At 40.3% G+C, this 13,807-nt stretch carries 9 protein-coding genes; 4 read left to right on the top strand and 5 right to left on the bottom strand.

Annotated elements, in window-relative coordinates; all coding sequences use genetic code 11:
- Nucleotides 1–66: 66 nt before the first annotated feature.
- The 5 genes from nrdI to malQ all read right to left on the bottom strand — a co-directional run bounded on the left by nrdI (nucleotide 67) and on the right by malQ (nucleotide 8,872).
- Entirely contained in the window at nucleotides 67–522 is a 456-nt protein-coding gene (gene nrdI / locus ADH92_RS00055) for a class Ib ribonucleoside-diphosphate reductase assembly flavoprotein NrdI (RefSeq protein ID WP_049495685.1), read from the bottom strand.
- Nucleotides 523–583: 61 nt separating this feature from the next.
- Entirely contained in the window at nucleotides 584–1,099 is a 516-nt protein-coding gene (locus ADH92_RS00060; protein WP_049495688.1) for an ABC transporter permease, read from the bottom strand.
- 425 nt (nucleotides 1,100–1,524) lie between these two features.
- On the bottom strand, nucleotides 1,525–4,317 hold the full coding sequence (locus ADH92_RS00065; RefSeq protein ID WP_049495690.1) for a GbpC/Spa domain-containing protein: 2,793 nt from the start codon (nucleotides 4,315–4,317) through the stop codon (nucleotides 1,525–1,527).
- A 692-nt stretch (nucleotides 4,318–5,009) separates the two neighbouring features.
- Nucleotides 5,010–7,268, bottom strand: a complete 2,259-nt coding sequence (glgP, locus tag ADH92_RS00070; protein ID WP_049495693.1) for a glycogen/starch/alpha-glucan family phosphorylase — start codon at nucleotides 7,266–7,268, stop codon at nucleotides 5,010–5,012.
- A gap of 74 nt (nucleotides 7,269–7,342) precedes the next feature.
- Nucleotides 7,343–8,872, bottom strand: a complete 1,530-nt coding sequence (malQ, locus tag ADH92_RS00075; protein ID WP_049495695.1) for a 4-alpha-glucanotransferase — start codon at nucleotides 8,870–8,872, stop codon at nucleotides 7,343–7,345.
- 449 nt (nucleotides 8,873–9,321) lie between these two features.
- Between malQ and ADH92_RS00080 the strand changes: the two genes are divergently transcribed.
- The 4 genes from ADH92_RS00080 to ADH92_RS00095 all read left to right on the top strand — a co-directional run bounded on the left by ADH92_RS00080 (nucleotide 9,322) and on the right by ADH92_RS00095 (nucleotide 13,802).
- Nucleotides 9,322–10,578, top strand: a complete 1,257-nt coding sequence (locus ADH92_RS00080; protein WP_049495697.1) for an extracellular solute-binding protein — start codon at nucleotides 9,322–9,324, stop codon at nucleotides 10,576–10,578.
- Between the two features lie 127 nt (nucleotides 10,579–10,705).
- Nucleotides 10,706–12,001: a sugar ABC transporter permease gene (locus ADH92_RS00085; RefSeq protein ID WP_049495699.1), complete on the top strand. Its 1,296-nt coding sequence runs from the start codon at nucleotides 10,706–10,708 to the stop codon at nucleotides 11,999–12,001.
- Nucleotide 12,002: 1 nt separating this feature from the next.
- Nucleotides 12,003–12,845 carry a sugar ABC transporter permease gene (locus ADH92_RS00090; RefSeq protein ID WP_021154117.1) on the top strand — a complete coding sequence of 281 codons (843 nt, stop codon included), beginning with the start codon at nucleotides 12,003–12,005 and terminating at the stop codon, nucleotides 12,843–12,845.
- Between the two features lie 144 nt (nucleotides 12,846–12,989).
- Entirely contained in the window at nucleotides 12,990–13,802 is an 813-nt protein-coding gene (locus ADH92_RS00095; RefSeq protein ID WP_021154118.1) for a DUF1189 family protein, read from the top strand.
- Nucleotides 13,803–13,807: the final 5 nt, after the last annotated feature.

The raw sequence follows: 13,807 nt of genomic DNA on the forward strand, positions 1-13,807 counted from the left end.
GTGCGGAGGTGGGACGACGAAATCGAATTCTAACGAATTACCGATTTCTGTCCCACTCTCTTTATTTTAAAGATGATACAAATCTTCTACAATGGCGACTACTTTTTTAATATCTCCCAACATCCCCCGCATTTCAAAATCAGCTAACATAGGGAAACCAAAGCGTTGGCTGTATTGCTTAGCGGTTAAACAATATTGATTGTTAAAATTCCGATTGCCTGATCCAACCACTCCTAAGCACTTGCTGGCGTTGTCTCCATAAGCAATAAAATCCGCAACATCTGTCGTCAAAATTTCCACATCGCCATTGTCAACACCATTTCCACCCTCCAAATAGGTTGGCAAAAAAGTGATAAAAGGATTGGTCATTTCAAAGAAGGGCTGGCCCTCTTTGACCAGGTCTTTCACATGCACTTTCTCGATTTCAAGTCCGGGATGGGCTTCTAGCAAAAAGTCACTTAAACGGCGGACAAAACTCTCTGTGTTCCCACTCAGACTAATATAAACAAAGGATACTTTCATCTTTTTTCTCCAATCAAGAAGCTCTCTTATCCTCTAAGAGAGCTCCATTCACAATCATCTATTAAGCCGTAGCTTGAGCTTTTCTCAGATGCCAGGTTTTATATAAAATAATCCCAAAAAAGAGAAGGTTCAAAGCGGTCAAGAGTAACAAAGCAAGGAATGAAGATGCTAGATATCGTTGACGAAGCGCTGAGTTTGAAAAACTAGCTAATAGTGGACGTCCTGCAAGATAATTATAGCAAGAGAATACTTGGTTTAGCAAAATCTGCCCCAAATAAGTATAATGGGCTGTTAGCAGATCCTCCTTCATAAAGAGGAAATAGAAAGTTGCAAGCAAAGCGATAAGAATCAGGGAAACAAATAAAAAGGCAAGCGGAGACTGATTGGCTTGTACTGATTTGCCATAATATGCTAAGTAGTCCGCCTTATCTTGAGCTGTCGTTAAGCCAAGTTGTTTTGCAAAGTCATCTGTTAGTTCAAAACTCTTTGAAGCTCCAAAGGTTGAGACAGCTGAAGTCAGGGTTCCAACCGTTGAGAAAAATAACAGGATATACAGATAGATAGGTTTCTTTTTCATACAAACTCCTTTTCATTTCTTACACCCTATTATATCGCGATACAGATAGAAAGGCAAGCGCCTCAAAACCGTGGAAGCACTTGCCTGATCACTGATACGTTCAAATGAAATTCATTTGGAAAAGTAATGTGTGCAAAAGATGAAAAAGACATCGCAAATGTATCATTGGAAAGATTAGAGATATAACGGAGTCCTGTAAACTTTCATTCGAACACCACCAGTATATCTCATTTTCTTCTTGTGTCATCCATTTCTATTCTGCTTCATTTGGACACGATTTGGTCTAAAAAAGCCATTTCCCCTCCTTATCCAAAAACTATTCTGTCCTTTTTCACAACTATTTGGTCATCACTCCCATCAAAAAAGCCAGAAGGACTTGCCTTCTGACTTTCTTTATTTAGATGAATGAACGAAAGGGATAAGAATTAATCCTCTTTTTTCTTGCGAGCAAGACTCAATCCAAGTAATCCAGCCATCGCACCTGCAAGAACAGCTGCAGCTGAGCTTTCTGTACCTGTATTTGGAAGTGCAGGTTGTACAGGCTGTTCCGGAACTTCAGGAGTTGGTTCTTTTGGAACCTCTGGAGTCGGTGGAACGATTGGTGTTGGTGGGTTGTATGGTGTTGGTGGGGTTGGAGGGACTGGTGTCGGTGGAGTTGGAATGTCTGTTTCCGTTACCACTTTATTCTTATGCCATTTCACTTCAGCTTCCGGTTTCACCGGATTCGTATTTGGAACGACTTCAGGAGTCGGTGGGGTTGGCTCTGTTGGTGGAGTTGGAGCTTTTGGTTCCTTCACATCAACCGTAATCACAGTGTACTTAGGTGCTGTTGGCGGAGTTGGTGATTTAGGTTCTTCTGGTTTACTTGGCTCTGCAGGCACTTCCACAACTGTTGGGGTTGGTGGAGTTGGAGCCTTTGGTTCGGTTGGTTTTGTTGGCTCTTTCGGTTCTTCTCCTGGCTCTTTAGGAAGACTTACATTTGAGTTGATGGCAAACCAGTAAACCGTTGGTTGACCAGCCGCATTGGCACCATTAGCCGTAAAGACTAAGTGTCCATCTGACATCTTCAAGCCTGCTCCACCATAATAGAGGTATGGAGAAGATGGATTATCCCAACCTTCAAGAGTTGTTGAAGATTCACCGTTAAAGACAGATCCATGTTCAATATATTGGTTATCTTTAAAGGAAGTTACTTCTTTAGTAGCAGCATCATAAGAAACACTTGAGTTTGGAATTGGAATAAATTTATTATTTCCAACATTTACAGACTCTTGGTGTTCCACATTTTCAAATTTCTTCTTAGGTGTGAACGTAATTTGACCTGTAGTTGCATCTACTTTGTATGATCCGATAACATCATCCTTACCTTCAAAGGTAAATTCTTCTGTACCAATAGAATGAACACTTCCTGAACCCGAAGCATTTGCAGTTAACGCATCCGTTACTTCTTCCTTCTCAGGTGTCGTACCAGGAACCCATTTACCTGTGTCATCTTTAACATAACCATATTTCTGAGTCACAATTTTGAGAGGGTTGTCTGCTGAAATGGAAACAGTTGCAGTACCAAAGTCTGCTTTTCCTGTTTTAACCTTCACTTCATTGTTTTCAATGCTCATGGATGAACCATCTGCATATGGATCCCAAGTTCCACGAACAGTGTTGCCATCTTTATCTTTGGCTTCTACTGTAAGGGCACGAGGTTTATCTCCACTATCTACATAGGATGCACCTGTCCAGTGGTTGAGGGAGTTCAAAGCGACAATCGCATTGTGCTGTGTCAAATCAAACTTATTGCCATCACCATCATAGAATTCAACATCAACAGCAACTTTAACAGGTTTGTCTTTATCTGTTGAAGCACCCACTGTCATGGTTACCGTTGGATCTGCGTTGACTGCTGCAATTCCTTTGCCATCATTTGATGGAAGACTTAAAATCTCATAACGGTAAATCACACGTTTGATTGGATGCATATCCGTATTTTCACGCATGCTAGACTGATTCAAGTTATCATAAGTAACGACAAATTTATCGCCTTCCTTCACTTGAATGTACTCAGTTTCATTATTGGCCCAAGGACTAGTCGCTACAATATCTGAAGCTTCCAATTTATTGGAATCATATTGATGGACATTGCTTGTATTTAAACGAGCTTGAGCATCACGAGTAAGATAAGTGCTGATGCCGTCAATGGTGTGAGTTGCACCACCTTCACGTTGGAAGGTCAAATCTTGAACAGTTGAAACATTTTTAAGGTCAGCATACGCATTGTCTGTCATATATTTGTCGTATGCTTGTTTCGCGTCCGTATATTGTTTTTTGGCAATTTCGTATTCAGCTAATTTCTTTTGATAAGCAATATAATCATTTTCGTACTGTGCTTTTTCAACATTGTACTTTTTAAGATCAGCTTCGTATTGAGCCTTGGCAGCATCTTCTTCTGCTTTCTTCGCTACCAATTGATCATAAGCTTCTTTATCTTTATCGTATTGCGCTTTCTTAGTTTGGTATTCTTGTAAATCTTTATCGTATTGCGCTTTAGCTGTATTGTAAACAGCCATTTCTGCTTCATACTTAGCTTTTGCTTCTGCATTGGCCTTATCTGCTGCTGCTTTTTCTGCTAATTTGGCGTCATAAGCTGCCTTTTGCTGATTGTATGCTGCTAAGGCTGCTTTATAAGCTGCTTGTTGGGTATTGTAGTCCTCTACTTGTTTCTTGTAAGCCGCTTCTGCTTCTGCATTTCTCTTTTCAACCAATGTGATTTCTTGAGATTTTGCTTCATACTCAGCTTTGGCCTTTTTGTAGTTTTCAACGACTGTGTTGATTTCAGCTGTTTGAGCTTTATTATCTGCTTCTGCTGCTGCGATAGATGGTTGGACTTTTTCAGCTTCTTCTGTAACGGTCACACCTTCTGTAGCTGCATCAGCTTTTGCTTTTTCAAGTTCTGGTGATTCTACATAAGTAGTCGTAACTGTTTTATTTCCTTCTGTCACAGTTGTAGATGTCAACTTAGAACTTGTTGCAACAGCTGCATCGCTTGTTGCTGTATCCGTAGTAGTCGCTTCAGTTGCAGGCGCTGTTGCCTCATCTGCTTTCACTTCTGCTCCGTAGGTATTAACAGTAGCCAATCCAGCGATGGCTAATGAAACAACACCGACTGATAACTTACGAATTGAAAATTTTTCCTGCTTCGAAACATGTTCACGATAGCTTTTCATTTTCAAAACTCTCCTTTTTATGTTTAAAAAAATCTCACTGTAGAGGCAAAAATATGCTACTTTCAGTTGACTCTATTGTACCACAATCAACCATTATAAAATATGTGTTGATTTAATTTTTTATTTTATTTTACTTTAAATATATAACAACTTGAAACGCCAAACTTTCAAGTTCTTCTTCATCTTTTGGTTGAAAATATATGTAAACAGGCTTGAAAAAACCTTTATTTTCAAAGGTTTTTAAGCCGCTTCCTCTTTTTATAAATTTCACCAGAAGGCTTTTTAAGGGGAAGTATTTTTTTATACCAATAGATTAGATTTGACCTACAAAACAAAAAATTATGTAACATTCTCCCTTTTTAGGTCCGTAAAATTCAAAAAAACAATAAATTTTAAGGAATCAGCCATTGCTTGAAACCCCTTACCTAGACCTTAGTTAGAGCTATTTTTTGGGGGCGGTTATTCCCTTTTATTTCGAAAAACGAGCACATTGTTTTTTCTTTTTCGATGTCTCCTTCACTTTATTTCAGAAAGCAACATGAAAATCAAGGGCAAATTGAAAGAAAATCTCCTCCCACACTCATGCACCATCTGTAGCTACGCTCCTCCCAATCTCTAGTCCTTTCCAATTTCCTCCCCCAATTCTATAAAAAAGACCAGGGCTCTAAGAACCATGGTCTAATATCAGCTGATTAGTTTAAGTGCCAGATGTCTTCGTTGTACTGAGCGATCGTACGGTCAGACGAGAAGAATCCTGCTTTCGCAATGTTAACGATGACTTGATCCAACCATGCATCACGGTCTTCGTAGTCAGCCAACATGCGTTCTTTGGTTACAATGTAGTCTTCCAAATCAAGAAGAGTCATGAACCAGTCTTTGTTGATCAATTCATTGTGAAGGCGAGTCAAGCGTTCTTTGTTCCCAACTGCAAGAACGGCATCGCTGACGATGAAGTCTACCAATGGTTTGATGGCTTCACGTTCATAGAAGTCTGCTGATTTGTATGCTGATTTGGCATAAAGATCGATAACTGTTTCTGAATCTTCACCGAAGATGTAAATGTTGTCACGTCCAACCAATTCAGCGATTTCCACGTTGGCTCCATCCATCGTACCAAGTGTCAATGCACCATTCAACATGAATTTCATGTTACCAGTACCTGAAGCTTCTTTCGAAGCAAGAGAGATTTGCTCAGAAATATCGCTAGCTGGGATCAAGTAGCTTGCAGCAGTTACGTTGTAGTTTTCTACCATAACAACTTGCAAGTGTGGAGCTACTGCTGGATCGTTTGCAATCACTTCAGACAAGCAAAGGATCAAGTGGATGATATCTTGTGCAATGGTGTAAGCAGGAGCTGCTTTACCACCAAAGAGAACAGTGATTGGGCGAGCAGGGATATTTCCGGCTTTGATGTCCAAGTATTTGTGGATCACGTACAAAGCGTTCATTTGTTGACGTTTGTATTCGTGAAGACGTTTGATTTGGGTGTCAAAGATAGAATTTGGATTGATTTCCACACCTTGATGGTCTTTCAAGAAACGAGCCAATTTCCGTTTGTTGTGAGACTTGATGTTTTCCAATTTTGCTTTGACGGCATCTTTATCTTCATAAGAAAGAAGGTCTTCCAATTTAGATGCGTCATGGTGCCAGTCACGTCCGAGGATATCATCCAAGTAGTGTGACAAGGTTGGGGTGGCATGCATGAGCCAACGACGGAAGGTGATACCGTTTGTTTTGTTGTTGAATTTTTCAGGGTAAATATCGTAGAAGGCCTTCAACTCCGAATTCTTCAAGATTTCTGTATGGAGAGCTGCAACCCCGTTTACGCTAAATCCATAGTGGATATCCATGTGTGCCATGTGTACGCGATCATTCTCATCGATGATTTGAACAGCTGGATCTTTGTATTCAGCGCGAACACGGCGGTCCAATTCTTCAATGATTGGAACCAAGTGAGGAACCACTTCTTGCAAGAATTCAAGTGGCCATTTTTCAAGGGCTTCTGCAAGGATTGTGTGGTTAGTGTAAGCCGTCATGCTACGAACGATAGAGATGGCTTCATCCATTCCAATACCACGTTCTGTCAAAAGACGGATCAATTCAGGGATGACCATTGATGGGTGAGTATCGTTGATTTGGACAACAGCATAGTCAGCAAGGTCATGCAAGTTGCTTCCTTTTTCGATGGCTTCGTCGATGATCAATTGTGCACCGTTTGATACCATGAAGTATTGTTGGAAGATACGGAGCAATTCCCCTTGACGGTTACTATCATCTGGGTACAAGAAGAGGGTCAAGTTGCGAGCGATATCTGTCTTGTCAAAGTTAATACCATCTTCAATAATAGATGAATCAACTGAATCCAAGTCGAACAAACGCAAACGGTTCTTGGTATCAATCTTGTAACCAGGGACATCGATATCATAAAGGGTAGAAGTCAATGTGAAGTGTGCAAATGGCACTTGGTAGCTACGGCTTGAACGAACGAGCCAGCTTTGGTCAGTCAACCATGCATTTGGAATCGTTTCTTGTTGGTTGTTTTTAAATACTTGTTGGAACAAACCAAAGTGGTAGTTCAAACCAACCCCATCCCCTGTCAAACCAAGGCTTGAGATAGAGTCGATAAAGCAGGCTGCCAAGCGTCCCAAACCACCATTACCGAGTGATGGTTCCAATTCTACTTCTTCGACTTCGATCAAGTCTTTACCAGCGTCAGCCAATTCTTTTTTGACGTCATCGTAAAGACCCAAGTTGATCAAGTTATTAGACAAGAGTTTACCGATCAAGAACTCAGCTGAGATGTAGTATACTTTTTTCTTACCAGTATTTAATTTCTTTTGAGCACTTGCTTGCTTGGTGTAATTCAGCAAAGCAATGTACAATTCTTCATTTGAACATTCTGCAATTGTTTTTTGATGATGATCAATCACATATTTTTGTAATGATTCCATGTTTTAAAGTCTCCTTTGTTTCAACAATTTTAATAGGGGAAAGATTGCTGAAATCAGCAACCTTTCGAGAACGATTATTTTTCTGCTTTCTTAACTTCTTTTTTCAAGTCTTTGTTTTCACGACGATAGATCGTTGTGAAATCAAGCAATTCTTGCTCGACAGCTGGAGTCAATTGATCCGCTGTCATCCGCCATGACCAGTTACCACCAAGAGTTGATGGGAAGTTCATCCGAGCTGAGCCATCTAACTCAAGCAAGTCTTGCATCGTAGCAATCGCCATGAAGCTGACAGAAGCAAAGACTGTACGAAGCATCGCATGCGGTACAGATTCGTACTCTTTCCGGTTAGTATAACGAGCAAGGTACTCACGAGTTGGATCGTCGATTTCATTGCGGTACCATCCAAGAACTGTGTTGTTATCATGTGTTCCTGTATACATCACAGAATTGTTTGGTGCCAAGTGAGGGCTATCGATACTTTCATCGTCCGGATTGAAGGCAAATTGAAGAATCTTCATTCCTGGGAAGCCAGTGCTTTCACGAAGTTCGATGACTTCATCTGTCATAAAGCCAAGGTCCTCAGCGATGATGTTCAAATCACCGAGCTCTTCCTTCACAGCTGCAAAGAGTTTGTAGCCAGGACCTTTAACCCATTTACCTGGTGCTGCTGTATCTGATCCAGCAGGGATTTCCCAGTAAGACTCAAAACCACGGAAGTGGTCGATCCGCACGATGTCGTAGATCTTGAAGCTTTCACGCAAGCGTTCAATCCACCATTGGTAGCCATCTTTGTTCATTGCTTCCCAGTCATAGATTGGGTTCCCCCAAAGTTGACCAGTTGCTGAGAATTCATCTGGCGGGCATCCTGCGATGCAAGTCGCTTTCCCGTTTTTATCTGTTTTGAAGAGATGAGGGTTCGCCCACATGTCACTTGAATCTTCCGCTACATAGATTGGCATGTCTCCGACGATTTCAATGTGATGGTCATTGGCATAAGCTTTCAAGGCCAACCATTGTTGGAAGAAGAAGAATTGAGTCACACGATGGTAAGTCAATTGATCCGCCAATTCTTCACGGTATTGAGCCAAAGCTTTTGGTTCACGTGCACGAATAGCTGCATCTGGCCATTCTGTCCAGGCTTTTAAATCAAAGTGTTCTTTGATAGCCATGTATTCTGCAAATAGTTCCAACCAAGAAGCATTGGCTTCGCAAAAGGCTTGGAATTCTTTTTGATCACCTGATTTCAAGAAGTTCGCAACGGCTTTTTCAAGTAGCGGACGACGTTGTTCGAAAACCTTTGCATAATCCACTTGAGTAGGATCTTGACCAAAGTCCACTCCTTTAAGATCTGCTTCTGTCAACAAACCTCGTTCAATCAAAAGATCGAAATCAATAAAATGAGTGTTCCCAGCAAAAGCTGAGAAAGATTGGTATGGAGAATCTCCATAACTAGTTGTACCAAGCGGCAAGATTTGCCAGTAACGTTGCTTGGTCCGAACGAGGAAATCAACAAAATCATATGCTGATTGACCGAATGATCCGATCCCGTATTGTCCAGGAAGGGAAGAAATGTGCATCAAAACACCACTTTGACGTTTTTTCATGGGTTACCACCTTTTTTTATTTCTTTGAAGCCTGCGATTCGGTGCACGGTATGGGTATCGTTGCAGAGTCGTATCCAGCTCTCAAGCGGCTCTACTCTTTGTTAAAAATCGAACAGGCGCAACTCAGTTTACGCAATTTTTGCGAAAACGTTTGCGTACCATGTTATTATAAACTTTTTCCCTATTTTCTGCAAGGGATTTCTTAAAAACTTTTTTAACTTTTTTCAGAATGTCCTCACCCCCTTAGTGTATTCTTTCCTTTGGCTAATGTCAACAAATTTGATGCATTTTATAGAAGAAAGTTCGGAATTAAAATATTTTTAAAAAAATTGTTTAAAACTACTTGCAAACGTTTTCGCCTTGTGATATACTTAAGACGTTTTAGGAAAACGTTTGTCTAAAACGGTTTCTAATTATTATCTTTTTTTATTCTTTAGGAGGAATAAATCATGAAACGTACAATTTTACGTAGTGCTGCTGTACTTGGTACAGTTGGTTTTGCCGGCTTCTTACTTGCTGCTTGTAGCAATAACTCATCAGGTTCTTCTGAGGCAAGTAAAGAAATCAACGTCTATGTAGACAAAGGCTACAAATCTTATGTTGAAGAAGCTGCAAAAGCTTTTGAAAAAGAAAATGGCGTAAAAATTAACATCAAGACTGGTGATGCTCTTGGTGGATTGGATAACCTTTCTCTTGATAACCAATCTAAAAAAGCTCCAGACGTAATGATGGCTCCATACGACCGTGTAGGTGGTCTTGGTAGCGATGGTCAATTGGCTGAAGTGACATTAAACAAAGATAGCCATACAGATAAAACAACTGAAGCTCTTGTAACAAACGGTGGTAAAGTTTACGGTGCACCTGCTGTCATCGAAACATTGGTTCTCTACTATAACAAAGATCTTTTAAGCGAAGCTCCAAAAACATTTGGTGATCTTGAAAATCTTGCAAAAGATAGCAAGTACGACTTCGCTAGCGAACCTGGTAAAACAACTGCCTTCTTAGCTGACTGGACAAACTTCTACTACACTTACGGTTTACTTTCAGGTAACGGCGGTTATGTGTTTGGTAAAGACGGTACAGATCCTAAAGATATTGGATTGAACAACCAAGGTTCTATCGATGGTATCGAATATGCAAAAACTTGGTATGCTAAATGGCCAAAAGGTTTGCAAGATACAAAAGCTGCTGCTAACTTCATCCAAACACAATTCCAAGAAGGTAAAACAGCTGCTATCATCGATGGTCCTTGGAAAGCTGCTTCATTGAAAGAAGCTAAAGTAAACTACGGTGTCGCAACGATTCCAACTCTTCCAAACGGAAAACAATACTCTGCCTTTGGTGGTGGTAAAGCTTGGGTTATCCCTGCAGGTGCGAAAAACCTTGATGGCGCTCAAAAATTCATTGACTTCTTGACAAGTACTGACCAACAAAAAGCTTTGTTTGACAAGACCAATGAAGTTCCTGCCAACACAGAAGCTCGTAAATATGCGGTTAGCAAAAACGATGAATTGACAACTGCCGTTGTTGATCAATTCAAGAATGCTCAACCAATGCCAAATATCTCAGAAATGAGTGCTGTTTGGGATCCAGCTGCTACTATGCTTTTCGATGCTGTAAGTGGTAAAAAATCTGCAAAAGCATCTGCTGACGATGCAGTGAAATTGATTAAAGAAACCATCGAACAAAAATTCGGTAGCAAATAAGACAGTTTTTAGGTGTGAGTAAGAGGTTGGAGACAAAGTCCCAACCTCTTATGTTCAATTTTCAAGCACAACTTACTGTCTGACTTGTCTTCTTGCTCTCTAGCAAGGACATTATAAGGAGATTTGAATGACTACAGAACAAAACCCTAAAAAGGCTATGTGGCTCTCTTTGATCCCGGGTCTTGGGCAAATTTATAACAAACAAAAAACCAAAGGCTATATTTTTCTTGCCGTAACCATTCTCTTTCTCGCCTATTTCCTAGGAATTGGAGCTGGAGAATTAGCGAAATTGGTTACACTTGGAACCGTCCGTGGACAAGATAATTCTCTCTTTATCTTGATTCGTGGCGCCTTCCACTTGATCATTACCATTGTTTACTTCCTATTTTATGCCTTAAATATTAAGGATGCTGGAACCGTTGCAAAACGTATCAACAATGGCATTGCTGTTCCAAAAACTGGAAAAGAAATGGTTCAAGCCATCTATGAAAATGGCTTCCCATATTTATTGATCATTCCTTCATACATTGCTATGACATTTGCGATTATCTTCCCAGTTTTAGTAACTTTGATGATCGCCTTTACCAACTACGACTTCAAACATACCGCTCCAACAACCTTGCTTGATTGGATCGGGTTCCAAAACTTCACTAATATGTGGACCTTGAGCACCTTCCGCTCAGCCTTTACATCTGTTCTTGGCTGGACCTTGATTTGGGCACTCGCAGCTTCTACTCTTCAAATCGTACTCGGTATCTTGACCGCTATTGTTGCAAACCAACCATTCGTAAAAGGAAAACGAATCTTTGGGGTTATCTTCTTGCTCCCATGGGCTGTTCCAGCCTTCATCACTATCTTAACTTTCTCAAATATGTTTAACGATAGTGTCGGTGCCATCAATGCACAAGTTATCCCATTGTTTGCGAAGATCTTCCCATTCTTAGATGGCATTTTGATTCCTTGGAAAACAGATCCTACTTGGACAAAAATTGCTTTGATTATGATGCAAGGTTGGCTCGGCTTCCCTTACATTTACGTCTTGACTTTAGGGATTCTTCAATCTATTCCAAACGATCTTTACGAAGCTGCTTATATTGATGGTGCCAACGGTTGGCAAAAATTCCGCAGCATCACTTTCCCAATGATTATGGCTGTTGCAGCTCCAACTTTGATCAGTCAATATACTTTCAACTTTAATAACTTCTCCATCATTTACTTGTTTAACGATGGGGGACCTGGTTCTGTCGGAGGAAACGCCGGATCTACAGATATCTTGATCTCATGGATCTACAAGTTGACAACCAATTCTTCTCCTCAATATTCAATGGCCGCAGCGGTAACCTTGATTATCTCTGTGATTGTGATCTCAATCTCTATGATTGCCTTCAAGAAACTACATGCATTTGATATGGAGGATGTATAAAATGAAAAATTCAGTTCAATTTAAACGCCGCCTCAATCATTTCTTGACTTACCTGTACATGGTGGTTCTTTCAATCGTTATCATTTATCCATTGTTGATTACGGTTCTATCAGCCTTCAAATCAGGGAATGTCAGTGCCTTTACACTTGATTTTAGTGGCAATCTTAGTTTTGATAACTTCTCAAAACTTTTCTCTGAAACTCATTATGGCACTTGGTATATGAACACCTTGGTTATCGCCATTATCACCATGATTGTACAAACAAGTATCGTTACCTTCGCAGGTTACGCATACAGCCGTTACAATTTCTTGGCGCGTAAACAAAGTTTGGTCTTCTTCTTGATTATTCAAATGGTCCCAACCATGGCAGCCCTCACAGCCTTCTTCGTTATGGCTTTGATGCTGAATGCCTTGAACCAACCTTGGTTCTTGATCTTCCTTTATGTTGGTGGTGGTATTCCAATGAATGCCTGGTTGATGAAGGGATACTTCGATACTGTTCCAATTTCTCTCGATGAATCTGCGAAATTGGATGGAGCTGGACACTTCCGTCGCTTCTGGCAAATCGTCCTTCCTCTTGTTCGTCCAATGATTGCCGTTCAAGCACTTTGGGCTTTCATGGGGCCTTTCGGAGACTATATCTTGTCTAAATTCTTGCTTCGTGACGAAGTGAACTATACGGTAGCCGTTGGTCTTCAAACCTTTATCAGTGACCAAAAAAATCAAAAAATCGCCTTCTTTGCAGCCGGTGCTATTTTGATCGCGGTTCCAATCTGTATCTTATTCTTCTTCCTACAAAAGAACTTTGTTTCAGGCTTGACAGCTGGTGGAGATAAAGGATAAAATAGAATCTTATTTCAAGCACATTTTATTTTTAAGTTGAGGGTAGTATGGTGGATGCTTTACTACCCTTCGTTAAGAATAAAATCAATGCAAAGAGATTTCTCTTTGCATTTCTGATACTCTTATATTTAGAAAGGTCATCTTATGCCCTATCCTTTTAATTATTTCGCAAGTATCTTCAATTTCCGCTCTTCTTTTGCAAACCGCAAAAAACTGAGCTGGTTCCAAATGATTTTTACTTCTTTCTTTCTAATCTCTATCACACTATTACCTGTGGCTCTGCAAAATGCTCAACTCAAAACCTATCCTTTGACAACCTTTGTCAGCGATGTGTTTGATCCTTTATCAACAGACGTTATGAAAGATATCCAAGAACACGTCGTGATCAAAGACCAAGAGCTCACCTATACAGGGACTAACCCTGTACACAAGACTTCAAAAGGACAGGTTATCTTAGGCCAAGAGGCAAAGGCTAGTGAAGGCAAGGAGTTAACACTCCATTTTGATCGCAAACAATTGATTATCTCAAAAGAGAATAAAGAACTCGCTACAGTCTCATACCAGGCTATTAATCAAGAGAGCCTTCGGGATAAAAAAAGCTTCACTCAAGCTATCTCTAGCGATTGGTTTCGCGACAATCGACTCCCTGTCAGTCTCTTTCTCGTGATTTTCTCTGGCTTCTTATCGACAGTCAATTATTTGATTCTCATCGTAGGGGCATCTTTCTTCCTCTACTTGACACGAAAATCTCGACTCTTTTCACTACAAACTTTCAAGGAATGTTTCAATTGTATTCTGAATTGCTTGGGACTCCCTATTTTACTGAGTGTCTTCATCAGTTTACTATTCCATCAAGTATTTACTACGACGATCATGATCCAAAATGTCTTATTTGTACTCTATCTTGCTATGGTATTTTATAAGACCCACTTCCGTGATCCAGACTATCACCGCTAGGAGGT

Source organism: Streptococcus parasanguinis, from assembly GCF_001073155.1.
Lineage (GTDB): Bacteria > Bacillota > Bacilli > Lactobacillales > Streptococcaceae > Streptococcus > Streptococcus parasanguinis_D.

What these genes read in the sequence shown, in the direction of transcription:
- ADH92_RS00060 (WP_049495688.1), bottom strand. Translation starts at nt 1,099, where the DNA reads ATGAAAAAGAAACCTATCTATCTGTATATCCTGTTATTTTTCTCAACG.
- ADH92_RS00090 (WP_021154117.1), top strand. Translation starts at nt 12,003, where the DNA reads ATGAAAAATTCAGTTCAATTTAAACGCCGCCTCAATCATTTCTTGACT.
- ADH92_RS00065 (WP_049495690.1), bottom strand. Translation starts at nt 4,317, where the DNA reads ATGAAAAGCTATCGTGAACATGTTTCGAAGCAGGAAAAATTTTCAATT.
- nrdI (WP_049495685.1), bottom strand. Translation starts at nt 522, where the DNA reads ATGAAAGTATCCTTTGTTTATATTAGTCTGAGTGGGAACACAGAGAGT.
- ADH92_RS00095 (WP_021154118.1), top strand. Translation starts at nt 12,990, where the DNA reads ATGCCCTATCCTTTTAATTATTTCGCAAGTATCTTCAATTTCCGCTCT.
- ADH92_RS00080 (WP_049495697.1), top strand. Translation starts at nt 9,322, where the DNA reads ATGAAACGTACAATTTTACGTAGTGCTGCTGTACTTGGTACAGTTGGT.
- malQ (WP_049495695.1), bottom strand. Translation starts at nt 8,872, where the DNA reads ATGAAAAAACGTCAAAGTGGTGTTTTGATGCACATTTCTTCCCTTCCT.
- glgP (WP_049495693.1), bottom strand. Translation starts at nt 7,268, where the DNA reads ATGGAATCATTACAAAAATATGTGATTGATCATCATCAAAAAACAATT.
- ADH92_RS00085 (WP_049495699.1), top strand. Translation starts at nt 10,706, where the DNA reads ATGACTACAGAACAAAACCCTAAAAAGGCTATGTGGCTCTCTTTGATC.